This is a genomic window from Streptomyces sp. NPDC107562 (assembly GCF_055657325.1).
The window spans coordinates 200,417-221,078 of sequence record NZ_JBVKBE010000012.1; the positions used below are offsets into that span (position 1 = coordinate 200,417).

Here is a 20,662-nt window from a genome sequence, read left to right on the forward strand (position 1 = left end):
GCCGAGGGCCGGGGCAACGGGCTTTGGATCGCGCCCTACTGCCCGATCTCGTTGTTGCAGCCCATCGTCGAGCCCAGGGAAGTCTGTTGCCCACCCGGGTTGCCCTCGCCGTTGAGGAGGTTGCCGCCCAGGCCGTTGCCGACGCCGACCTGACCGAGGATGTCGACGTTGGAGTCGTGGGACCCGCAGCTGGTGTTCTGAACGATCTCGTAGCTGCCCTTGCCGTGGCCGCCCTGGTCGGCGTGGGCGGTCCCGGCGGCCAGGAGTCCCGCGCTGCCGAGCGCGGCGACGAGGAGGGCGGCGGTGCGGAGCTTGTGCATGGCATCTCCAAGGAGTGTGAGAGTGAACGATCGGTGCACGCAAGAGGTCCCGGCGCCCTGCCCTGTGGCCGGGTGCCGGGACCATCAACTGACTGACGACGTGGCGTCGGCCGCGACCTCAGAAGGCGCTGTTGTTGCAGCCCATCGTGGAACCGATGTGGGTGGACTGGGCGCCCGGGTTGCCCTCGCCGTTGAGGCCGTTGCCCAGCAGGCCGTTGAGCAGGCCGACCTGGCCGAGGACGTCAAGGTTCAGGTCGTGCGACTTGCACTGCGAGCTCTGCGTGATGTTGAACTTGTCGCCGTCGTGGCCCTTGCCCTGGTCGGCGTGGGCCGTGCCGCCCACGAGCCCGATGCTGCCGAGTGCAGCGACCAGGACGGCAACGTTGCGAAGCTTGCGCATGTCATCTCCGGTGAAGTGAGTGGGTGCGATCTGTGGAAGATCGACTTTCTACAGTTACGGGAGATTAATGCGAAATATGTCAAAACCGGGCGGCGACGCGCCGATCTCGTGACCCTGCGGTAATAGCACCCGAAAGCCGTATCGCGCGGGAAAGGGTGCGGGCGTCGATGTCGCAGTGCCGACGGCGACGCCGCGCCGTTCAATTGCGTTAGTTCGCCCGCGCATTGGCGAACGAGTTCGCCTGGCTGTTGGCCTGGGTGCAGTCGACGCCGCGGGTCTGGGAGGCGGCGAGCAGGGCGACCGGGACATTCGCGGAGAGCAGGTTCTGCGGGCTGCACTCCTGGGACGGGCGGAACAGATTGGCCTGGCTCACCGGAGCGGCCTGTCCGGTCGGCCGGGCCTGCGGGGCCTGCGGCGAGAGTTGGGGGCTGATCTGCGGGTTCAGCTGCGGGTTGACCTGCGGGTTGACCTGGGTGCCCCGCGGGGGAGCCGCCTGCTGCGGAGCCGGGGAGCCGTAGGTTTGCGCGGACGCCTGCGCGGAAGTGGCCGAGGCGGCCTGGGCGTCCGGCTGCGAAACGGGAGGCGGCGCGGATCCGTCGTAGTTGGCGGGAGTGGCGGCGGAGCTGGGGCCGGCGCCGACGGCGGACAGACCGCCGGCTGCTGCGACGATGAGCGCGACGTGCTGAAGCTTGCGCATGGAATCCTCGGCCCTTCATTGACCTGTGCACGGAACCTGGTGAAATGCTGATGAGGCGGCGCGGTTGCCGCAGTTCTGCCGCCCTCTGCGGCTGCGACGACCGTCGTTCTCGCCTCGTGGGGAACGAAGTTGGCGCGGACGCAGATACGGGCGCCGGATCGTGGTCACCCATTTGACGCAAGGGTGCCGACGCCCACACCCAACTCCCTGCCCGGTAGCGGCAAATGGGTGACGGGCCGCCATGTGCCGTGACCGTGGCGAAGAAGACCTCGTTCCACGGGGGAGGGCAGCAACCGTGAACCTGAAGAGGCGTGTGGGAATTCGCTGCTGGCTGAGATGCGAAGTCCGCGTGCTCCTCAAGATTGACCGCTGCTGAAGAGCAGTGCGGTGTCGTGCCTTCCGCGCGCGTGATCACGCACTGAAAAGCAATGGATTACCGTTACAGGTATCGAAGGGCCGAGGGTTTAATGCGCAAGCTTCACAAGGCCGCGCTCGTGGTAGCAGCGGCCGGCGGTCTGACCGGCATCGGCGCCGGCGTCAGCCATGCCGACAGTCCCGCCGGATACGGCAACGGCGCTCCGATGGCGGCTCCCGATCACCCAGCGGCCGCCCCGCAGCAGGCAGGTCCTGCTGCTGCCGCCGCCTCGCAAGGAACGGCACAGGCCGCCGCGTCGCCCTACCCGCAGCAGCAGGCCGCGCCGCCGCAGCAGTACCAGGCCGCCCCGCCCGCGCCGCAGCAGACCGGTTACGCCTACTCCGCCGCCTCGTCGCAGGGCACGGCGCAGGCCGCCGCGTCGCCGCAGCCCCAGCAGGCCGCTCCGGCCCCGTATCCGCAGCAGGCCGCTCCGGCGCCCTACCAGCAGCAGGCCCCCTACCCGCAGCAGGCCGCCCCCGCCCCGTACCAGCAGGCCGCCCCCGCCCCGTATCAGCAGGCCGCTCCGGCGCCGTACCCCCAGCAGCCGGTCCAGGCCGCTCCGCCGCCGCAGCAGCCGCAGGTCATGCCGCAGGTCGTACCTCAGGTCATGCCCCAGGTCGCTCCGCAGGTGGCCGTGCCCCAGACCTTCGCCCCGGAGCCTCCGATGCAGGTCGCGCCGCAGCTGAACCCGCAGATCAACCCGCAGGTGAACCCGATCGTCAACCCGCTCGTCGCGCCGCCGACCGCGCCGGAGTTGTCGCCGGTCGGCCTCGGCCAGATCGCGGCCCCGCCCGTCGGGCAGCTGGGGCTCCCGCGACTCGGCTGAGGGTCGCCGCGTCACCACCCCGCCATACCAGATCCCTCTGTTGCACCCCCCAACCGCTCGATCAACGGAGTAGTAATGCGCACGTTCCACAAGGCCGTTCTCGTCGGCGCCCTCCTCGGCAGCGTCGGTTCCCTCGGCGGCGCCACCACCGCTGTCGCCGACGACTGGGGCAGCGACCTCGAGGTCACGCAGGGCATCGAGTGCCGCTCGCACGACATGAACATCGAGCTGATCGGCAGCGTCGGCGCCCTCACCGGCCTGGCCGGCAACATTCTCAACGGTGAAGGAAACCCGGGGGCGCAGCAGAGCCACCTCGGTTCGGACATGGGCTGCAACAGCCAGGCCCTCTGACCGGTCACCGATCCGTACAGAGCAAGTCGACGCCAGCGGCCGCCGAAAGGCGGCCGCTGGCGTGTGTCCGCCGCGTGGCGAAACGCGAGTGGGCCCCGGGAGAACGTACGACTGACTTCTCCCGGGGCCCTGTCTCTCCAAGGAACGCATCCTTCTAACGAGGAGGCGGTCCCGGGGTCACGCGTGCCGGTCCGTGGCGGTTGATGCCGACACACAGCGGAAGCCGCCGTCCTGACGCCCGAGACGGCGACAGTGACGGCGGCTTCACCCGCAGGACCTGATCAAGGATCAGGATTCAGGCTGCGGTTCTGCTGCGGCGACCGGGATCGACGGTGCTCAGGTCAGCGGGACTGACCCGCACGGGCACGGCGGAACAGGATCGTGCCGGTGATGAGCAGCGCGGCGGTGCCGGCGGCGGCCGGGGCCGCCAGGTCCGCACCGGTGTGAGCCAGCTGGGGCACCTCGACGTGCGGGCCCGGCTGGGCCGGCACGAGAGCCGGGGACTTCGGGGTCACGGGCTTCGCCGGGGTGCTGGGCGCCGGCGTCGGGGCCGGGATGTTCGGGGTCGAGGTCTTCGGCGGCTGGGTGGGCTGCTCGCCGGGGCCGTTGACCGACTCGTTGCCGAAGACCGGGTTGCCCAGGCCGACCACGTTGACACTGTTGCCGGAGACGTTCACCGGCAGGTCGATCGGGAGCTGGATGCCGTTGCCCGAGAGCAGGCCGGGCGAATCCGTGGCGAGGCCCTGAGCCGACGCCCCGCCGGACGTCCCGGACGCGGCGGTCTCCTCCGAAGTGGTGCTGTCCTCGGAGGTGCTGCCGGCATCCGTGGCGGTGCTGTCCTTCGAACCGGCGGACTTCGAGCCGCCCTTGTTCGCGCAGGAGTTACCCGCGGCCGGGTTGAGCAGACCCACGACGTTGACCGTGTTGCCGCAGATGCTCACCGGCACATGCACCGGGATCTGGATGGCGTTGCCGGAGGCCACCCCGGGGGAGCCGGCCGCCACTCCCTCGGCGCTGCTTCCGTCGGCCGCGAGGGCGGCGGACATGGGGAGCGCCATGGCCATCGCGCCCGACGCGGCGACGGCGAACACACTGTTTCGGGTAACCCGTTTCATAGGTTAATTACCTTCCTGACACCATCGCGGGTACTCACCCGCACTCATAAAACGCCGGTTCACGATCAGAGTTATGGGTGCGGACTCCTAGGCCACCCGGGGGCACTAGCCCTCGGACTTCGTGAATGGTTCGACAGAGTGCCTGGCTTCGCGATGCCTTACACGGAAGGGGTATTGGCGGTGCTTTGACATCGGTAGGGGCGGAGTACGGCCGTCGGGACTTCAAATCCGATAAGCGCACCGCACCGAAATGGGTTCACTTGCCCGTGATCTCGCCTATCAGCTCACGGACGCGCTTTTCTATCTCGTCGCGGATCGGGCGAACGGCGTCCACCCCCTGACCGGCCGGGTCCGGGAGCTCCCAGTCGAGGTAACGCTTTCCCGGGAAGAACGGGCAGGTGTCACCGCAGCCCATCGTGATGACGACGTCGGAGGCCTGGACCGCGTCCACGGTCAGCACCTTGGGGACCTCGGCCGAGATGTCGATGCCCACCTCGGCCAGGGCTTCGACGACGGCGGGATTCACGGAGTCGGCGGGCGCGGAACCGGCGGAGCGCACCTGGACGCGGTCTCCGGCCAGGTGAGTCAGGAAGGCGGCGGCCATCTGCGAGCGCCCGGCGTTGTGGACGCAGACGAAGAGGACGGAGAGTGGCGGGGGTGGGGTGGGCATGGGGGGTGTCCTTGTGGGTGTGGGTGCCGGGGAGGTGGACTGGGGGGAATACGGCGGACGCCAGGGCCAGGCCGAATGCCGCGCCGACGAATTGCGCCGCGACGAACGGCATGACGGAGGCGGGGGTGATGCCCGCGAACGTGTCGGTGAAGGCGCGGCCGACGGTGACGGCCGGGTTGGCGAAGGACGTGGACGACGTGCACCAGTACGCCGCTCCGATGTAGGACGCCACGGCCACCGGCGCGTGACGGGCCCGCCCGGTCCGGGCGAGCGGCCATGGGTGGACCAGGCCATCAGCGGCTCGGCGAACATGACGTCGGCCAGGACGGCACCGCCGATCGCCCCGACCGCCTGCGCGGGGACGTACGCGGCCACGGGATTGAAGTGCGCGCCGGAGACCGGACCGAGCAGCGTGATGAGTACGCCCAGGCCGAACACCGTCGCCCCGACGGCCTCGGCGAAGGTCCGGCGCCCGAGCGATGCGCTCACGCGGTCACAGCGGACCGGTGGGTGGTGGTCGTGGTGGCGAGGAACGCCGAGAGCTGATCCAGGGTGTCCGGCAGCACCCAGTAGTAGACCCACGTGCCCCGGCGCTCGCAGTCGATCAGCCCCGCCTGCCGCAGCAACTTGAGGTGGTGCGAGATCGTCGGCTGGGAGAGGTCGAAGGCGGGAGTCAGATCGCACACGCAGACTTCGCCGCCGGCTCGTGAGGCGATCAGCGAGAGCAGGCGCAGGCGGACGGGGTCGCCCAGCGCCTTGAAGACCCTCGCCATATCGGTCGCCCGGTCCTCGTCCAGTGGCGTGGTCAGCAGCGAGGGGCAGCAGCCGGTGGACCCGTCGTCCTGCCCGAGCACCGTGAGTTCTTGCTTCGACATTCTTCTATGTTGACAAGTATCTATCCAGGGAGCAAGGTCTGTATCGACAGACATCAATGCAAGGAGATGGGGGCAGCGTCATGTCTCGTGCTCAGCTCGCTCTGCGCGTCGGCGACCTCGAAGCGTCGATCGCCTTCTACTCGAAGCTCTTCGGCGCCGAACCGGCCAAGCGCCGCGAGGGCTACGCCAACTTCGCCCTCACGGAGCCCCCGCTCAAGCTCGTGCTGATGGAGGGCGAGGCGGGCGAGGAGACGCGCTTGGACCACCTCGGCGTCGAGGTCGGGTCCACCGAACAGGTCGGCGCCGCCACCGCCCGGCTCGCGGCCGCCGGTCTGGCCACCTTCGAGGAGAACGACACCTCCTGCTGCTACGCCCTCCAGGACAAGGTGTGGGTCCACGGCCCCGGCGGCGAGCCCTGGGAGGTGTACGTGGTGAAGGCGGACGCCGACTCCCTCGGCAAGGAGGAGCGGCCCGACGGCGTGGGCGACGGCTGCTGTGCCGGCCGGAAGGCCGGGTGAGGCGCTCGGGAGGCCGGTTGCCGTGAGGCGGGGGGCCTTTGCCGGCTCAGCTCGTCGGCTCCGGACCCCAGCTCTCCGGCCCCACGCCTCGCCAGTCGATCCACGGCGCTCCCGGGAGTTCTGCCGGGTCGACCTCCAGCCCGGCGCGGCGGAGGAATTCCGCTACGTCGGTCAGGTTGTGGGCCAGTCCGAGGATCTCGCCGTCCACGCGTACGCGCCGACCGCCCGTGGGTGACGGGGGATGCACGATCACGCGAAGCGGTCCGGACATGCCTTCAGGATCATCCGGGCCGTGCGGCCCCGCATGCCGGCGGGTCACCGTCGCGGCCGCTCGCCGAGGTCCCTGCCCGGCCGTCCCAGGTCCCGCAGGGCCCACCACGCCGCGGGGTCCGGGCGGCGCTGCTCCCAGTAGGGATGGAAGAAGACCTGGGTCGACAGCCGGTACAGGCGCCGACGCAGTTCGGTACGGCCGGGCCGGTCGGCGAGCTGCCGGTATGTGGCGCTCCATTCCTGCTGCGCCCGGGCGAGGTCGGCGGGGAACGTTCGCATGACCGAATTCAAGCATGTGTTCGATTTTTGAGTCCACCGAGGAGGCTGTGCCGGCGGGTGGCGCTCAGGGTGTCTTCGTGGCGGGCTGTCTCGCGGACTTGCTCCTGCCGGTCTCCGAGCTGCTCCGCGCCGCGCCGCCGGCGGGCGCGGCCTTCCGTTTCGGCGCCTTCCCCGCGTCTGATCCCGCACGCGAGGGCGCTGCTCGTGTCGTCGCGGCCGGCCACTTGAACTCGATCTCCAGCTCGATCTCCCCGCTGCCGATCTCCACCTCGATCTCGCTGCGCAGGTCGTCGGGGATCCGCAGGCTCAGCGTGCCGGGGCTGAGTTCCAGTTCGGCGTCCCCGCCTTCCCGCAGTGCCTCCGCGAGCGCCGTGAGCTGGTCGGCGGCCTCCTCGCGGGACAGTGAGCGCTTCTGCTCAAACTTGAGATCCTTCATGGGTGACCTCCCATGTGAAGCGATAAGTCACGTAAGTCCCATTCTGACCTGCTGTGCAGGGCGGGCCCACCCGAGCCCGGGAGCCCCTCCGGGCGGCCGGCGGCAGCCACGGGTCACTCCAGTGGATCTGCGACACAGGTGGAGCCATGCCTAAGCCAGGAGAACTGATGTGCTCGGGGCACGAAGAAGCCCCCTACCAGCGGTGTTCTCGCCAGTAGGGGGCTGCGTTGTACCCGCTGGGCCGTCTTGGGGCCGTCAGGGCTCCTGGGCCGTGCTGAAGACGCCGTCCAGGGCCCTTCGAGCGCGCTCGCCGCTACTGGGCATCAGGTGCGCGTACACCCGCAGCGTCATCGCCGGGTCGAAGTGCCCGAGGTACTCACTTACGGCCTTGATGCTCTCGCCCGGGCGTGGCCCATGGCGTCCAGGTCGTTCGTACAGTGGCGCGCTCCACCTGGACGCCATGGACCACGCCCGCTCCACGGTGTGTGGGTCGACGGCGGACGGGATGGGAGCTGGGGTGAGTGGTGGGTGAAGGACGGAGGCCCGCAGGCCACACTTGGGCCGTGACGATCAACGATGGCAGCGGGGCAATCGACCCTTGGGCACTCCTCCTGGAGACGGACTGGAGCAGCGTTGACCACTGTTGCCCTAACACAGCCCCGGCGACCCCCGTGATTCTGGCAGGGCTACTGGATGACGACGAGGATGTTCAGCGAACCGCCGTACACGACCTCGGTCAGGTCGTGACCCACCAGAACAGCATCTATGGCGCCACCGCCCCAGCCGCTTGTTTCGTTATCGCCATCCTTGGCCACCCCCGCACGATGACCTTGGGGGACTACTTCCATGAGGAGCGTCGCCGGCCTATGCGCGCGGCACTTCTGGAATGGCTAGGTGACCTTGCTGACGACGCGACCTATGACGAAGACGGCCCTGGCGAACCTGACGACGTCGCCGCGGTGCGTGCCATCCTCCCGCTGATCTATGACGCAGCGCGGCCGTACCTTCTCGATGCGAACCTTCTGATCCGGGAAGCTGCGGTGCACGCAGCTGCGATGACGCTCGCCGCGCCTGAGCTGGCAGTGCACATCCCGGAGCTCGTGCCGCTGGTACGCAGCACGCTGAGCACCAGCGATTACCGGGGTTACCGATACCTTGCTGAGCGGTGCCTCGTGACCTGGGGTGTAGAGCCCGGCCCCCTACCCGACCCGCGGATCTCAGGTCCCGATTCGATGGATCGCCCGTGGGCGGGCGGCTACTCCGACGACCCGCCATTCTGAAAGCGGTGATCGGCGGAGCCGCATCTTGTCAAGACCGCGCACGACGGTTGACACCAGCGACTGACACCAACAAGCCCGAACAGCGGCGGTCTTCGCCGGACCTGAATGGACGATCTACCGAGGAGCAAGACCGGTTGGCCGATGTCGCCGACCTCCGGTGATCGACCTGATAAGGATGAGGCCACAGGTTCAAATCTTCTTACACCGCCAGCTAGTGCTCTGACCGCATAGGTTCACCGGGTTCTGTGGCCCGCCGCTGTGTGATTGCTCAGGGAGTTTTCCCGGTCGCCCAGGAGCGGAACAAGGCGAGAGCTTCGGTGAGGTTGCTGGGGCCGCATCTGGCGTGAAAGGTCTTCTCGGAAGTCCACGCCCAGACCCAGTCGTGAGGGCTGCGGTTGACGTCGTGGCGGGGGTACTCATGTTGCTCCAGGTCCGTCTCCTCCAGGTCGATGGTGACGGTCCAGCCGGGGTTATCGAGCGTGGCGATCTTCACGCCCCACTCGTGCTCCCAGTCCTCGTTGCACTGCGTGGCGTACCAGTTCTGCAGCCAGTCAAGAACGTTCTCCGAATTGCTCACGACAGGGGATGCTAGTGCTCTGACCATGGGTTCGCCGGGTCGTTCAGGCCGCAGTAGCGAGGGGTCGTCCGCCCCAGCGGATGCCCTTCTCTCTGCGGATGCGGGCGCGTTCCTTGCGTTCGGCGGCCAGGACGTCACGGTGCCGGGCGTTCGCGTTTCGCCAGCGCAGGTAGGCGTGCAGGACCCGGGTCTGCACGGTGTGGTTGGGATAGTTGGAGTTGGCGATGGTGAACTGCCTCAGCGGTCCGAAGTGCGCCTCGATCGGGTTCGCCCACGAGGCGTAGGTCGGGGTGAAGCACAACTCGACCCTTTGCTTCCTCGCCCAGCGGCGGATGGCGGCGCCTTTGTGGGCGGACAGGTTGTCCAGGATCACGTAGATCGGTGCGCCGTCGGGTCGGGCGGCGCGGATCGACTTCAGCGCGGCCAGCGTGTGCGCGGCCCCTTTGCGGCGGCGGTTGATGCCCCACAGGCGGTCGTCGCCGACCGAGTAGCAGCCGTGGAAGTAGCGCACCCCGTGCGTGCGGTGGTAGGTGGCCGGCACCCGGTCGGGACGTTTGCGTGCGGCCCAGCCCGAGCCCGCGGTGGGCCGGATTCCGAGCGGTCCGAACTCATCGAAGGCGAACACCCGATCGGGGAAGCGGTCCAAGACCTCCTCGATCCGGTCCAGCTTCGCCTCGCGGTCCGGGTCGGGGGATTCCTTCCAGGTCTTGGTGCGCTGGAAGGTGACACCGCGGCGGGCGAGCAGGCTGCGTAACGCCTCGCGGCCGATGCGGATCGCCCGGCCGTGGACTTTCCGCAGGTAGGCGACGAGCTTGCGCAGTGACCAGCGGGTGAAAGGCTGGCCGAGCTTGGTGGGGCGGGTGGTGGCCGTCTGGATGACGAAGTCCTCGTCGTCAGGCTTGAGCAGGCGGGGACGGCCTCCCGCCCATTGAGGGTCCAGGCAGGCCAGGCCGATCTCGTTGAACCGGTGGATCACATCGCGGACGGTGTCCTCGTCGGCCTGCACCAGTCGGGCGATCATCGGCACCCGGTTCCCGGCCGAGGCCAGCAGCATCATCGCCCGCCGGTAGCGCACCGAGTTGGTACTGCCCCGGCGCACGATCTGCTGCAGCTTCTGCCCCTCCTGGTCGGTCAGTCTGCGCACACGGACAGGCTCGGCCACCGCGCCTCCAGCGGTCGGTTCGGACGTCACCGCACATCCAACCGCCACGACCACCCCGGTGAACCTATGCGGTCAGAGCACCAGCCGCTTGAGCTTGTCGGGCAGCTCTGACGTGTCATAGGCCATGGTCGATCTGCCCTCTTCATCGGTGAAGCGGTTCAAGCTCTGCATGATCCTGAAGAGAGAGCCCAGAGTGCCAGACAGGTCCACGACCTTGGTCACAAAGGGTTGGAGTTCGACAGGTCCATCCAAGATCACATGACGGCCGTAGCGGCTAACCTCGTCCGCCAGCTCAACCGCACGAGGGACGTATCCGTCTTTGAAGCTGTCACGGCTCACATAGACGACGCCGTCCCATGTGCCACCGCCAGATTGCTTCGGTCGCTCAAGATGTCGACCAAAGGTGATCCACGGTTCAAGGTGATCGTGCAGGGCGATGGCGGCCGAGGAGAATGCCTCATAGGACGATCTTCGTGGTTCACGCCGGGCGCGTAGAGATTCAACTCGCATTTGGACTTTGGTCAGTGACCTTGAGGTCCAGCCTGTTGCGATCGTTCCGACGGTTCCTACTGCTGCACCCAGCACGGCAGCCAACCCAGCATCCATGTCGGTGATGGTGCCGTCCTGACATGCTCCTGCACGATCGGTCGTTCGTCTTCGGGCCGTCTCTGGGCCGTACGAGGGTGCCCGAGGTCGACCGATGGCGACCGACAGTGACAGGTGAGCCGCCGCCCTCAGCGGCGAACCCCCAGGTTAGGCGGCCGGGCCCATACGGGTTTCCTCCCAGGGGTGGCGGTCAGGCAAGATGGGGTGTTTCTTGCCGCCGGGCAGTGACTTTGCCCGGCGCCTTGGGGGGTTTCATTGATCATCGCGGTTTCGCACGCCTACGACCCGGTCTACCAGCTCCAGACGAGCGCGCTCACCCTGATCTTTGGCGTAGCGCTCGTCAGCGTCGGACGGATGCTCCGACGGAACGGGCGGCTACCAGGCCCTTTGGATCTCGGACAAAAGATCTCAGGCTCACTGATGGCGCAAGAGCACAAGAGTGCCGGCGTCGTCAGGCTCGGGTCCGTCATGATTGCGGTGGGCTGCTTCTTTCTGTTCGGCACGGTGTGTCTCGTGCTCGGCGCGATGGGTGTCATGGGTCCCGCATGACCAGCCGTGCCGCGGCCTGTCCCGAGTGCAGCCAGCCCATGAAGTCTGGTGGCCTTGTGCTCTCACGGCGGGAGGACGACGGCCAACGGGCGTGCCGGTCGCTGTGGAGGTGCACTAGTGGGCACGTCTGGTGGAAGTGGGCCGACGGGTCAGACGAGGGCTTCGAAGCCTGTCCGGTGCCGGAGCTGTTCCGCTGACATCCACCCCTGACATCAACGGCACCGGACGGCGGCGACAAACAGCAGCCACGTGCGGTACCAGCACACGAGGCGGGCCCCGTCCAAACGGAGGGCAGATCGAACTTGTAAAGCGGCGGTCATCGCTGGAGAAGGTGCACTTGGTGTGCTTCTCAGAGTGCTTGGGGAACCGGGGGCCGGGACGTGGTAAGAGCAGCCGGGTCAGCAGCGGCAGTCCATCGGCCACACACGACGGCCAGGAGGCGCATGCCGGCGGATCGAAGGGTGGGACACTTCCGCCATGACGAATGCCACCGCCGACGATTACCGCTGGTTCGAAGCGGACTTCGCCCAGCTTGCCGAGGCGTACTGCATCACAATGGTGCGCGGGATCACGCCGGTAGAGGTACTCGGGCTGCTCCAGGCTGAGGTGCGGGGGCACGGCATTGGGGTGCGGACACTGGATGAGCACGCCTACAAGACGGCCCAGGTACACGAGGGCAGTCACGGGTACCTCGGAGTGGCACTGCTCGAGGACTGGTCAGTATTGGTGGAGCCCAACGGCTACATCGGGACGCTCGACGGAGCTTTGTCGCGTCTGTCGGCAGGGCGGACGGCCGTGTCGCACTTCCGGAACATCAACGCGGTCGATCATTTCAACTGGTTCGAGAACGCGGAGCTGCGGCTCCACTTCGAGCCGTTGTTCGCTTACTACCGGGACGGCAGCGACCCCGACAGCCTGGTGACACCCATGCGTGAGGTTGGCTTCGCTGTCGAGGAAGAGAGGGCAGATGATCTAGACGTGGTCACCGCTGCCACCTTCGCTCTCGCCGAGCGCGTCACCGGAATCCGGCTGACGCCAGAATTCCTGGAGAAGAGTCAGTTCATCGAGGGACTGGCGCCGATACCCAGCGGCTGACCGGCTCTCGCTGACCCAAGCGGTGGCTTACCTCGTCTTCTACGGAGTCGGCGGGCGGGTCGCTGCGTCGAAGCCGCGAGCCCTGAAATGCCGGCCGCCGAGGCGGTGCGGACGAGCTGGGTGGCGACCGTCGCGGCCCTGCCTGTAGGGAGCCGGATCACCGGAGCGGTCACCGGGCGCCAGCCCTTCGGGGCCTTCGTACGTATAGATGGTGTGCCGGACGCCATGGCGCTGGCGGAGATCACGCGCATGCCGCTGGGGAGGGAGCTCCCGGCCCTCGGGGCCTTCGTCAGTGGTGAGGTCTACTGGCACAACGACCGCAACCACCAGGTCGGGGTCCGGCTCGACGAGTGGCAGTCGGGCGACGCGTGATCGATCCTGGGCCGTCCCTGGGCCGTCCGACCTCGCTCAGTGGCGACCGGTGACGACCACTACCGACAGTCGTAGTCAGCGGCAGCCGCAGGTCACCCAAGTGGATCTGCGACACTGGTGGAGCCATGCCTAAGCCCGGAGAACTTACATTCGTCGCCCCGCGCGGAGCCAAGAAGCCGCCGCGGCATCTTGCCGATCTCACGCCTGCCGAGCGCAAGGAAGCCGTTGCCGAGATCGGTGAGAAGCCGTTTCGTGCCAAGCAGCTCTCGCAGCACTACTTCGCGCGGTACGCGCACGAGCCCGAGCAGTGGACCGACATCCCCGCCGGGTCGCGCGGCAAGCTGCGCGAGGCGTTGCTGCCGGAGCTGATGACCGTCGTGCGGCATCTGTCGACCGACGAGGGCACCACCCGTAAGACGCTGTGGCGGCTGTTCGACGGGACGCTCGTGGAGTCCGTGCTGATGCGGTACCCGGACCGGGTGACCATGTGCATCAGCTCACAGGCCGGCTGCGGGATGAACTGTCCGTTCTGCGCCACCGGGCAGGCGGGACTGGACCGCAATCTGTCCACCGCGGAGATCGTTCACCAGATCGTGGACGGCATGCGGGCGCTGCGCGACGGTGAGGTGCCCGGTGGGCCCTCGCGGCTGTCGAACATCGTCTTCATGGGCATGGGCGAGCCCCTGGCCAACTACAAGCGGGTCGTCGGAGCCATCCGGGCGCTGACCGACCCCGAGCCGGACGGGCTGGGTCTGTCTCAGCGGGGGATCACCGTCTCGACGGTCGGACTGGTGCCGGCGATCCACCGCTTCGCCGACGAGGGCTTCAAGTGCCGGCTCGCCATCTCGCTGCACGCCCCCGACGACGAGCTGCGTGACACGCTCGTGCCGGTGAACACGCGCTGGAAGGTGCGCGAGGTGCTGGACGCCGGGTTCGACTACGTGCAGAAATCCGGACGGCGGCTGTCCATCGAGTACGCGCTGATCCGGGACATCAACGACCAGGCCTGGCGCGGTGACCGGCTCGGCCGGCTGCTCAAGGGCAAGCCCGTCCACGTCAACCTCATCCCGCTGAACCCGACTCCGGGCTCCAAGTGGACCGCGTCCCGGCCCGAGGACGAGAAGGCGTTCGTCGAGGCCATCGCCGCTCATGGGGTGCCGGTGACGATCCGGGACACCCGTGGCCAGGAGATCGACGGGGCGTGTGGTCAGCTCGCCGCCACCGAGCGGTAGTCTGACGCCGTACACATCTTCATATTCCGGCAGGGGAGCGCCACAGCGCTGAGAGTGCGGGACAGTCCGCAGACCCTCTGAACCTCGCCCAGGTCATTCTGGGTAGGGAGATCGGTCGTCACTCAAGCTGTTGCGCCCTGCCCGGGAACCCGTTCCAGGTCCCCGGGCAGGGCCGCGTCTCTTCCTGGTCAGCCAGGAGGAAAATCAGTGAGCCACACCACGAAGTTCACCGCCGCCGTCATCGGGCTGGGCCTGGTCACGCTGTCCGCGTGCGGGTCCTCGGAGTCCGGCGGCGAGGGCGCCGATTCCAAGTCGGTCACCCTCGTCAGCCACGACTCGTGGGTCGTGTCGAAGAGCGTGATCGCCTCGTTCGAGAAGCAGTCCGGCTACGAGGTCAAGGTCCTCAAGGACGGCGACGCCGGTCAGGCCGTCAACAAGGCCGTCCTGACCAAGGACAACCCGCAGGGTGACGTCTTCTTCGGTGTCGACAACACCCTGCTGTCGCGCGCGCTCGACAACGGGCTCTTCCAGCCGTACCGGGCGAAGGGCGCCGACCTGGTCCTGCCCGAGTACTGGGCGGACAAGGACAAGCACCGGGTCACGCCCGTCGACACCGGCGACATCTGCGTCAACTACGACAAGGCTTGGTTCAACGAGCGCAAGCTGGACCCGCCGAAGACCCTCGACGACCTGGCCGACCCGGCGTACAAGAACCTCCTCGTCACCGAGAACGCGTCCACCTCCTCGCCCGGGCTCGGCTTCCTGCTCGGCACCGCCGCGGAGTACGGCGACGACGGCTGGGTGGACTACTGGAAGAAGCTCAAGGCCAACGGCGTGAAGGTCGTCGACGGCTGGGAGCAGGCCTACAACGAGGAGTTCTCGGGCTCCGCGGGCGGCAGGAAGGCGGGCGGCGACAGGCCGCTGGTCGTGTCCTACGCCTCCTCCCCGCCCGCCGAGGTCCTGTTCGCCGACCCGAAGCCGAAGACCGCCCCGACCGGCGTGGCCATGGGCACCTGCTTCCGGCAGGTCGAGTACGCGGGGCTGCTGAGCAACGCGAAGAACCCCGAGGGCGGCAAGGCGCTCCTGGACTTCCTGCTCACCAAGGAGTTTCAGGACGACATGCCGCTGAACATGTTCGTCTACCCGGTGCGGGAGGCCGCCCAGGTGCCGCAGGAGTTCGTGAAGTTCGGCCCGCAGGCCGAGGATCCCCAGACCATGGACCCGGCGAAGATCGCCGAAAACCGTGACGAATGGGTCAAGGCGTGGACGTCGCTCGTACTCAAGTAGCCGCCAGGACGCGCGGGAACGCGGCGCGGCTCGGGCTCCTCGCCCTGCCGGTCGCGTTCTTCGCGGTCTTCTTCGCCTATCCCGTCGCCGCGATCGTCGGCCGCGGGCTGAAGACCGACGGGACGTGGCAGTTCGGACGGCTCGCCGATGTGCTCGCCCAGTCCGACATCCGGCACGTCCTGTGGTTCACCACCTGGCAGGCGCTCGTCTCGACCGCGCTGACGCTGCTGATCGCGCTGCCGGGCGCCTATGTGTTCGCCCGGCTCGACTTCCCCGGCAAGCAGGTGCTGCGGGCGGTCGTGACCGTGCCGTTCGTGCTGCCGACGGTCGTCGTCGGCACGGCGTTCCTGGCGCTGGTGGGGCGCGGCGGGCTGCTGGACGACCTGTGGGGCGTCCGGCTGGACTCCACCGTGTGGGCGATCCTGCTCGCGCACGTCTTCTTCAACTACGCGGTCGTCGTACGGACGGTCGGCGGGCTCTGGGCGCAGCTGGACCCGCGCCAGGAGGAGGCCGCGCGCGTGCTCGGCGCCTCACGCCTCGGCGCCTGGCGGAGGGTGACCCTGCCGGCGCTCGGACCCGCCGTGGCCGCCGCCGCGCTGATGGTCTTCCTGTTCACCTTCACCTCCTTCGGCGTGGTGCAGATCCTCGGGGGCCCCACCTTCTCCACCCTCGAAGTGGAGATCTACCGGCAGACCACCGAGGTCTTCGACCTCGCCACCGCCGCCGTGCTGACGATGGTCCAGTTCGCGGCGGTGGGCGCGGTGCTCGCCGTGCACGCCTGGACCGTACGGCGGCGGGAGAGCACCCTGCGGCTGGTGGACGCGTCCGTGACCGCGCGCCGGCCGCGCGGGGCCGGGCAGTGGGCACTGGCGGGCGGTGTCCTCACCGTCGTCGCCCTGCTGATCCTGCTACCGCTCGCCGTGCTCGTGCAGCGTTCGCTGGACGCGCCGGGATTCGGCTACTACCGGGCGCTGACCAGTGAGGACGGCGGTACCTTCCTCGTCCCGCCGATCGACGCGATCGGCAACTCGCTGTCGTACGCGGTCGTCGCCACCGCGATCGCCGTACTGGTCGGAGGGCTTGCCGCGGTGGCGCTGACCCGGCGCGACGCGGGGCGGTTCGTGCGCGGCTTCGACGCGCTGCTGATGCTGCCGCTGGGCGTGTCCGCGGTGACGGTCGGGTTCGGCTTCCTGATCGCGCTCGACGAGCCGCCGCTGAACCTGCGTGCCTCGTGGATCCTTGTGCCGCTGGCGCAGGCGCTGGTCGGGGTGCCGTTCGTCGTGCGGACCATGCTGCCGGTGCTACGGGCGGTGGACGTGCGGTTGCGGGAGGCGGCGGCGGTGCTCGGGGCGTCGCCGTGGCGGGCCTGGCGTGCGGTGGACCTGCCGATGGTGCGGCGGGCGCTGCTGGTGGCGGCCGGGTTCGCCTTCGCCGTCTCGCTAGGGGAGTTCGGGGCGACGGTCTTCATCGCGCGGCCGGACAACCCGACGCTGCCGGTCGCCGTGGCGCGCCTGCTGGGGCGCCCCGGCGATCTCAACTACGGCCAGGCGATGGCCCTTTCGACGATTCTGATGGTGGTGTGCGCGGTGGCCCTGCTGGTGCTGGAGCGGCTGCGGACCGACCGGACGGGGGAGTTCTGATGCTGCTCGGCCTGGAGAACGCGACCGTGCGGTTCGGCGGCCGGCCCGTGCTGGACGGCGTCGCACTGGAGGTGGCCGAGCACGAGGTGGTGTGCGTGCTCGGGCCGAGCGGCAGCGGAAAGTCGACGCTGCTGCGGGCCGTCGCGGGGCTGCAACCGCTGGACGCCGGGCGGGTGGTGCTCGACGGCCGCGACCAGTCCCGGGTGCCCGCGCATCAGCGGGGCGTCGGGCTGATGTTCCAGGACCATCAGCTCTTCCCGCAGCGGGACGTGGGCGGCAACGTGGCCTTCGGGCTGCGCATGCGCGGGACGCCCAGGGCCCAGCAGCAGGTGCGGGTGGCGGAGTTGCTGGACCTGGTGGGGCTGCCGGGCGCCGAACGCCGGGCGGTCGCCGCGCTGTCCGGTGGTGAGCAGCAGCGGGTGGCGCTGGCCCGCGCGCTGGCGCCCCGGCCCCGGCTGCTGATGCTGGACGAGCCGCTCGGCCAGCTGGACCGGTCGCTGCGGGAACGCCTCGTGGTGGAACTGCGGGAGCTGTTCGGCCGGTTGGGGACGACCGTGCTCGCGGTGACCCACGACCAGGGGGAGGCCTTCGCGCTGGCCGACCGGGTGGTGGTCATGCGGGACGGGCGCATCGCCCAGTCCGGTACGCCGCTCGAGGTCTGGCAACGGCCCGCGGACGAGTTCGTGGCGCGCTTCCTGGGCTTCGAGAACGTCACCGCGGCGACGGTGAGCGCGCAGGCGGCCGACACGGTGTGGGGGAAGCTGCCGGTGCCGGAGGGCGCCGAGCAGGGGGCGCGGACCGTGCTCGTACGGCCCGCCGGAGTGCGCCTCGTCGCCCCCGACGCCGGGCTGCGGTGCACGGTGGCGGCGCGGACGTTCAAGGGCACGCATGTCGCCGTACATCTGCAACCGGTGGACGGTGCGCCGCGGTTGGAGGCGGCGTGCGCGCTGCGGGACGCGCCCGAGGTGGGCGGGAGCGTGGGCGTCGAGTTCGACGCGGCGGACATCGTGGTGCTCGGCCGCTCCGGCTGACCGGAGGGTGCGGGCGCCCGAGGTGGCGGCGGACGCGATCGACGAGTGGGTGGAGGTCGTGCGGTTCGTGCAGCGGACGATGCCGCACGACGCGGGCCGGTACGGCACAAGGAGCGGTCGGTACTGACACGGCGGATGGCCCGCCCCCGAGAAGGGGACGGGCCATCGTGGTGCACACCGTGCGCGAGGGATCAGCGGTTGCTGTTCGCCCCACGGCGGCGCATGCCGAGGAAGACCGCGCCGCCACCGACGACGACCAGGGCCGCCGCGATGCCGGCGATCATGCCGGTGCTGGAGTTGGCACCGGTCTCGGCGAGGTTGGAGTCACCGACCGCGGGGGACGGAGCGTTGCTCGGGGCGTCCGCGGGCGGGGTGCTGCCGTCCTCGGAGGGCGTCGGGGCCGGGCTGTCGGACTCGGCCGGGGTCGAGGGGGTGTCCGAGGGCTCCGGAGCCGTCTCCGACGGGGTCGGCTTCGGGGTGTCCTCGGTGGTGCAGGCCGTGGCCGGGGTGGTCAGGTTGGGCTTGATGTCCTCGTCGACCTGGTTGCCGGCCTTGACGTGGACGCGGTACGTCGCGTTCGGCTTCCAGTCCTCGGCGAAGGTGATCGTGACGCCCTCGCGCGAGCCCTTGACCTCCTGGGAGCCGACGAGCCGCTCGTCGGCTCCCTTGTTCTCCAGGTAGACCGACACGGTCGCCAGGACACCGGACGGGTCCTTGTCGGTGACCGTGATGACGCCCTTGGTGCCTTCGCACGCGGCCGCGGCGGAGAACTCGCTGATGTTGCAGGCGAGCGCGTTGCCCGCGACGCCGAGCGCGAGCGCGGCGGAGGCGGCGGTGACACCGAGGATGCGCACGGAACGGCGTGCGTTACGGTGATGTATGGACACGTTTGTCCTTCATGGGATGCGCAAATTGCGGGGGGCTGAGGGGGAGATGAGGCGCCGGCACCGGCCGGTCCCATAACCCCCACGAGGCTCACAGGTTTATAAGCGCGCCATAAGCAGTGTCAATCCGTAAGCCGGTCCCGGCCGTTGGCTTTGCCCTCTTATTAACCGCCCAGACGTTTCAAGGCGTCCGGAGCCTCTTCGATCCGGTCGACCAGGGCGATGCGTGCCTCCATCGCCCGCTCCCGGGCCAGCGACCGCAACAGCGGCCAGGTGGGCAACCGCTCCGTCCAGTGCTCACGGTCGACCAGCACCATAGGGGTGGGTTCGCCACGGGATTCGTAGTAGTTCGGCGTCGCGTTGTCGAATATCTCCTGAACGGTTCCGGCGGCGCCCGGCAGGAAGACCACGCCCGCGGTGCAGCGGGCCAGCAGGCCGTCCTCGCGGGTGGCGTTGGCGAAGTACTTGGCGATGTGCGCGGCGAAGGCGTTGGGCGGCTCGTGGCCGTAGAACCAGGTGGGGACGCCGACCGACGGCCCGCCGTCCGGCCAGCGCTCGCGCACCTCGAAGGCGGCGCGGGCCCAGTCCGTGATCGACGGGACGAACTTCGGTGTCTTCGCCAGGAGCCGCAGTGCCTGGTCCAGCATCCCGTCGGGGTGCGGGGCGGCGTAGGCGCCCAGGTTCGCCGCCTCCATCGCGCCGGGGCCGCCGCCGGTCGCGACGGTGAACCCGGCGCGCGCGAGTACCCGGCCCAGGCGCGCGGCTCCGGCGTACGCCTCCGAGCCGCGCGCCATCGCGTGCCCTCCCATCACGCCCACCACGCGGTGGCCTGCGAGGAGTTCGTCCAGCGCGTCGGAGACGGCGTCGTCGTGCACCGCGCGGAGCATCGACGCGAAGACGTCGCCGTCCGCCTTGGTCCGCTGGAACCAGGCGTAGGACAGCGCGTCCGGGGTGCCCTCGTACCCCTGCGCCAGACCCTCGAACAGTTCGCCGGGCGTGTAGACGAAGCCGCGGTACGGGTCGAAGGGCAGGTCGGGTATGGGCGGGAAGACCAGGGCGCCGGCGGCGGCGACGCGGGTGGCCGCGGCGTCGGCCATGGGGCAGCCGAGGAAGACGGCGCCGGTGACGTCGACGGACAGCAGCTCCTGTGTACGGTCCGTCAGATCGACGGCCTGGACACGGAATCGGGCCAGCGTGCCGTGCGCGGAGAGGACCTCGTCGAACTCGGGGAGGGACTCGATCTCGCGGTCGTGGGCGGCGGTGTGGGTGGCGTGGGCGGGTGGCGTCGGATGCACCCGCCCATGCTAGGGGCGCGGGTCGCTCAGCCCTCGACGGCCGCCGGGTCCATCCACATGACCTCCCAGGTGTGCCCGTCGAGGTCGTCGAAGGCACGGCCGTACATGAAGCCGTGGTCCTGGGTCTCGCCGGAGGCGGAGCCACCGGCCGCGATCGCGTCGTCCACCAGCTCGTCGACCTTCTCGCGGCTCTCCGCGCTCAGGCACAGCAGCACCTCGCTGGACTTCGTCGCGTCCACGATCTCCTTCTTCGTGAACCCGGCGTACTTCGGCTTGGTGAGCAGCATCGCCACGATCGTCTCGCTGATCACGACCGAGGCCGCGGTCTCGTCGCTGAACTGCTCGTTGATCGTGTAGCCGAGCTGCGTGAAGAACTTCTTCGAGGCGTCGAGGTCGTTCACGGGCAGGTTCACGAAGATCATCTGCTGGTACATCTGGGGCCTCTCCCATCGGTGTCGTGCCGTTCGGTGGGATAGACCT

At 69.0% G+C, this 20,662-nt stretch carries 26 protein-coding genes and 1 pseudogene; 11 read left to right on the plus strand and 16 right to left on the minus strand.

The annotated features are described in order from the left end of the window. Nucleotides 1–35: 35 nt before the first annotated feature. From ACZ7LV_RS28920 to ACZ7LV_RS28930, 3 genes are all read right to left on the minus strand, one after another. The gene (locus ACZ7LV_RS28920) at nucleotides 36–320 is read right to left on the minus strand and encodes a hypothetical protein (protein ID WP_471943496.1); all 285 of its coding nucleotides are present in this window, start codon (nucleotides 318–320) and stop codon (nucleotides 36–38) included. Nucleotides 321–438: 118 nt separating this feature from the next. Next, nucleotides 439–720: a hypothetical protein gene (locus tag ACZ7LV_RS28925; RefSeq protein WP_471943498.1), complete on the minus strand. Its 282-nt coding sequence runs from the start codon at nucleotides 718–720 to the stop codon at nucleotides 439–441. A gap of 208 nt (nucleotides 721–928) precedes the next feature. After that, nucleotides 929–1,417: a hypothetical protein gene (locus tag ACZ7LV_RS28930; RefSeq protein WP_471943500.1), complete on the minus strand. Its 489-nt coding sequence runs from the start codon at nucleotides 1,415–1,417 to the stop codon at nucleotides 929–931. A gap of 467 nt (nucleotides 1,418–1,884) precedes the next feature. On the opposite strand from ACZ7LV_RS28930, the gene ACZ7LV_RS28935 reads away from it, so the two are divergent. After that, nucleotides 1,885–2,658: a hypothetical protein gene (locus ACZ7LV_RS28935; RefSeq protein WP_471943502.1), complete on the plus strand. Its 774-nt coding sequence runs from the start codon at nucleotides 1,885–1,887 to the stop codon at nucleotides 2,656–2,658. 75 nt (nucleotides 2,659–2,733) lie between these two features. Continuing rightward, nucleotides 2,734–3,009, plus strand: a complete 276-nt coding sequence (locus ACZ7LV_RS28940) for a hypothetical protein (RefSeq protein ID WP_471943504.1) — start codon at nucleotides 2,734–2,736, stop codon at nucleotides 3,007–3,009. 341 nt (nucleotides 3,010–3,350) lie between these two features. Here ACZ7LV_RS28940 and ACZ7LV_RS28945 read toward each other — a convergent pair whose 3' ends face one another. The 3 genes from ACZ7LV_RS28945 to ACZ7LV_RS28955 all read right to left on the minus strand — a co-directional run bounded on the left by ACZ7LV_RS28945 (nucleotide 3,351) and on the right by ACZ7LV_RS28955 (nucleotide 5,669). Beyond that, the gene (locus ACZ7LV_RS28945) at nucleotides 3,351–4,124 is read right to left on the minus strand and encodes a chaplin (RefSeq protein ID WP_471943506.1); all 774 of its coding nucleotides are present in this window, start codon (nucleotides 4,122–4,124) and stop codon (nucleotides 3,351–3,353) included. Between the two features lie 256 nt (nucleotides 4,125–4,380). After that, the gene (locus ACZ7LV_RS28950) at nucleotides 4,381–4,794 is read right to left on the minus strand and encodes an arsenate reductase ArsC (protein WP_471943508.1); all 414 of its coding nucleotides are present in this window, start codon (nucleotides 4,792–4,794) and stop codon (nucleotides 4,381–4,383) included. Nucleotides 4,795–5,279: 485 nt separating this feature from the next. After that, entirely contained in the window at nucleotides 5,280–5,669 is a 390-nt protein-coding gene (locus tag ACZ7LV_RS28955) for an ArsR/SmtB family transcription factor (RefSeq protein WP_471943510.1), read from the minus strand. An 80-nt stretch (nucleotides 5,670–5,749) separates the two neighbouring features. Here ACZ7LV_RS28955 and ACZ7LV_RS28960 point away from each other — a divergent pair, with 80 nt between their 5' ends. After that, nucleotides 5,750–6,187: an ArsI/CadI family heavy metal resistance metalloenzyme gene (locus ACZ7LV_RS28960; RefSeq protein ID WP_471943512.1), complete on the plus strand. Its 438-nt coding sequence runs from the start codon at nucleotides 5,750–5,752 to the stop codon at nucleotides 6,185–6,187. Between the two features lie 46 nt (nucleotides 6,188–6,233). Here the strand turns inward: ACZ7LV_RS28960 and ACZ7LV_RS28965 are convergent, their stop codons facing one another. From ACZ7LV_RS28965 to ACZ7LV_RS28980, 4 genes and pseudogenes are all read right to left on the minus strand, one after another. Continuing rightward, the gene (locus ACZ7LV_RS28965; RefSeq protein WP_471943514.1) at nucleotides 6,234–6,458 is read right to left on the minus strand and encodes a hypothetical protein; all 225 of its coding nucleotides are present in this window, start codon (nucleotides 6,456–6,458) and stop codon (nucleotides 6,234–6,236) included. A gap of 44 nt (nucleotides 6,459–6,502) precedes the next feature. Beyond that, a complete protein-coding gene (locus ACZ7LV_RS28970; protein ID WP_471943516.1) occupies nucleotides 6,503–6,736 on the minus strand; it encodes a hypothetical protein in 234 nt (77 codons plus the stop codon). 64 nt (nucleotides 6,737–6,800) lie between these two features. Beyond that, entirely contained in the window at nucleotides 6,801–7,172 is a 372-nt protein-coding gene (locus tag ACZ7LV_RS28975; RefSeq protein WP_471943518.1) for an amphi-Trp domain-containing protein, read from the minus strand. 255 nt (nucleotides 7,173–7,427) lie between these two features. After that, nucleotides 7,428–7,574, minus strand: a pseudogene (locus ACZ7LV_RS28980) (site-specific integrase); the annotation flags it as partial. A gap of 161 nt (nucleotides 7,575–7,735) precedes the next feature. On the opposite strand from ACZ7LV_RS28980, the gene ACZ7LV_RS28985 reads away from it, so the two are divergent. Beyond that, complete coding sequence (locus ACZ7LV_RS28985) at nucleotides 7,736–8,452, plus strand: hypothetical protein (protein ID WP_471943520.1); 717 nt, start codon at nucleotides 7,736–7,738, stop codon at nucleotides 8,450–8,452. A gap of 268 nt (nucleotides 8,453–8,720) precedes the next feature. Here ACZ7LV_RS28985 and ACZ7LV_RS28990 read toward each other — a convergent pair whose 3' ends face one another. From ACZ7LV_RS28990 to ACZ7LV_RS29000, 3 genes are all read right to left on the minus strand, one after another. Then, on the minus strand, nucleotides 8,721–9,029 hold the full coding sequence (locus ACZ7LV_RS28990) for an immunity 53 family protein (protein ID WP_471943522.1): 309 nt from the start codon (nucleotides 9,027–9,029) through the stop codon (nucleotides 8,721–8,723). 43 nt (nucleotides 9,030–9,072) lie between these two features. After that, nucleotides 9,073–10,191 carry an IS630 family transposase gene (locus tag ACZ7LV_RS28995; protein ID WP_471943524.1) on the minus strand — a complete coding sequence of 373 codons (1,119 nt, stop codon included), beginning with the start codon at nucleotides 10,189–10,191 and terminating at the stop codon, nucleotides 9,073–9,075. Between the two features lie 72 nt (nucleotides 10,192–10,263). Continuing rightward, entirely contained in the window at nucleotides 10,264–10,797 is a 534-nt protein-coding gene (locus ACZ7LV_RS29000) for a hypothetical protein (protein WP_471943526.1), read from the minus strand. Between the two features lie 255 nt (nucleotides 10,798–11,052). Between ACZ7LV_RS29000 and ACZ7LV_RS29005 the strand changes: the two genes are divergently transcribed. The 7 genes from ACZ7LV_RS29005 to ACZ7LV_RS29035 all read left to right on the plus strand — a co-directional run bounded on the left by ACZ7LV_RS29005 (nucleotide 11,053) and on the right by ACZ7LV_RS29035 (nucleotide 18,003). Continuing rightward, on the plus strand, nucleotides 11,053–11,346 hold the full coding sequence (locus ACZ7LV_RS29005; RefSeq protein WP_471943528.1) for a hypothetical protein: 294 nt from the start codon (nucleotides 11,053–11,055) through the stop codon (nucleotides 11,344–11,346). 477 nt (nucleotides 11,347–11,823) lie between these two features. Continuing rightward, on the plus strand, nucleotides 11,824–12,441 hold the full coding sequence (locus tag ACZ7LV_RS29010) for a DUF6461 domain-containing protein (protein WP_471943530.1): 618 nt from the start codon (nucleotides 11,824–11,826) through the stop codon (nucleotides 12,439–12,441). 87 nt (nucleotides 12,442–12,528) lie between these two features. Beyond that, a complete protein-coding gene (locus ACZ7LV_RS29015; RefSeq protein ID WP_471943532.1) occupies nucleotides 12,529–12,813 on the plus strand; it encodes a S1 domain-containing protein in 285 nt (94 codons plus the stop codon). 125 nt (nucleotides 12,814–12,938) lie between these two features. Beyond that, complete coding sequence (gene rlmN, locus ACZ7LV_RS29020) at nucleotides 12,939–14,045, plus strand: dual-specificity RNA methyltransferase RlmN (RefSeq protein ID WP_471943534.1); 1,107 nt, start codon at nucleotides 12,939–12,941, stop codon at nucleotides 14,043–14,045. 207 nt (nucleotides 14,046–14,252) lie between these two features. Then, the gene (locus ACZ7LV_RS29025; RefSeq protein WP_471943536.1) at nucleotides 14,253–15,332 is read left to right on the plus strand and encodes a thiamine ABC transporter substrate-binding protein; all 1,080 of its coding nucleotides are present in this window, start codon (nucleotides 14,253–14,255) and stop codon (nucleotides 15,330–15,332) included. Then, nucleotides 15,296–16,972 (plus strand): ABC transporter permease, encoded by a 1,677-nt coding sequence (locus ACZ7LV_RS29030; protein ID WP_471943538.1) that lies wholly within the window; start codon nucleotides 15,296–15,298, stop codon nucleotides 16,970–16,972. The genes ACZ7LV_RS29025 and ACZ7LV_RS29030 overlap by 37 nt, the downstream gene beginning before the upstream one ends. Continuing rightward, complete coding sequence (locus ACZ7LV_RS29035) at nucleotides 16,972–18,003, plus strand: ABC transporter ATP-binding protein (protein ID WP_471943540.1); 1,032 nt, start codon at nucleotides 16,972–16,974, stop codon at nucleotides 18,001–18,003. The genes ACZ7LV_RS29030 and ACZ7LV_RS29035 overlap by 1 nt, the downstream gene beginning before the upstream one ends. A 191-nt stretch (nucleotides 18,004–18,194) precedes the next feature. Here ACZ7LV_RS29035 and ACZ7LV_RS29040 read toward each other — a convergent pair whose 3' ends face one another. The 3 genes from ACZ7LV_RS29040 to ACZ7LV_RS29050 form a co-directional block, all read right to left on the minus strand. Then, nucleotides 18,195–18,890, minus strand: coding sequence for an LAETG motif-containing sortase-dependent surface protein (locus ACZ7LV_RS29040; RefSeq protein ID WP_471943542.1), 696 nt, complete (start codon nucleotides 18,888–18,890; stop codon nucleotides 18,195–18,197). A gap of 161 nt (nucleotides 18,891–19,051) precedes the next feature. After that, nucleotides 19,052–20,182, minus strand: coding sequence for an LOG family protein (locus tag ACZ7LV_RS29045; protein WP_471943544.1), 1,131 nt, complete (start codon nucleotides 20,180–20,182; stop codon nucleotides 19,052–19,054). Between the two features lie 26 nt (nucleotides 20,183–20,208). Next, nucleotides 20,209–20,616, minus strand: a complete 408-nt coding sequence (locus ACZ7LV_RS29050; protein ID WP_471943546.1) for a VOC family protein — start codon at nucleotides 20,614–20,616, stop codon at nucleotides 20,209–20,211. Nucleotides 20,617–20,662: the final 46 nt, after the last annotated feature.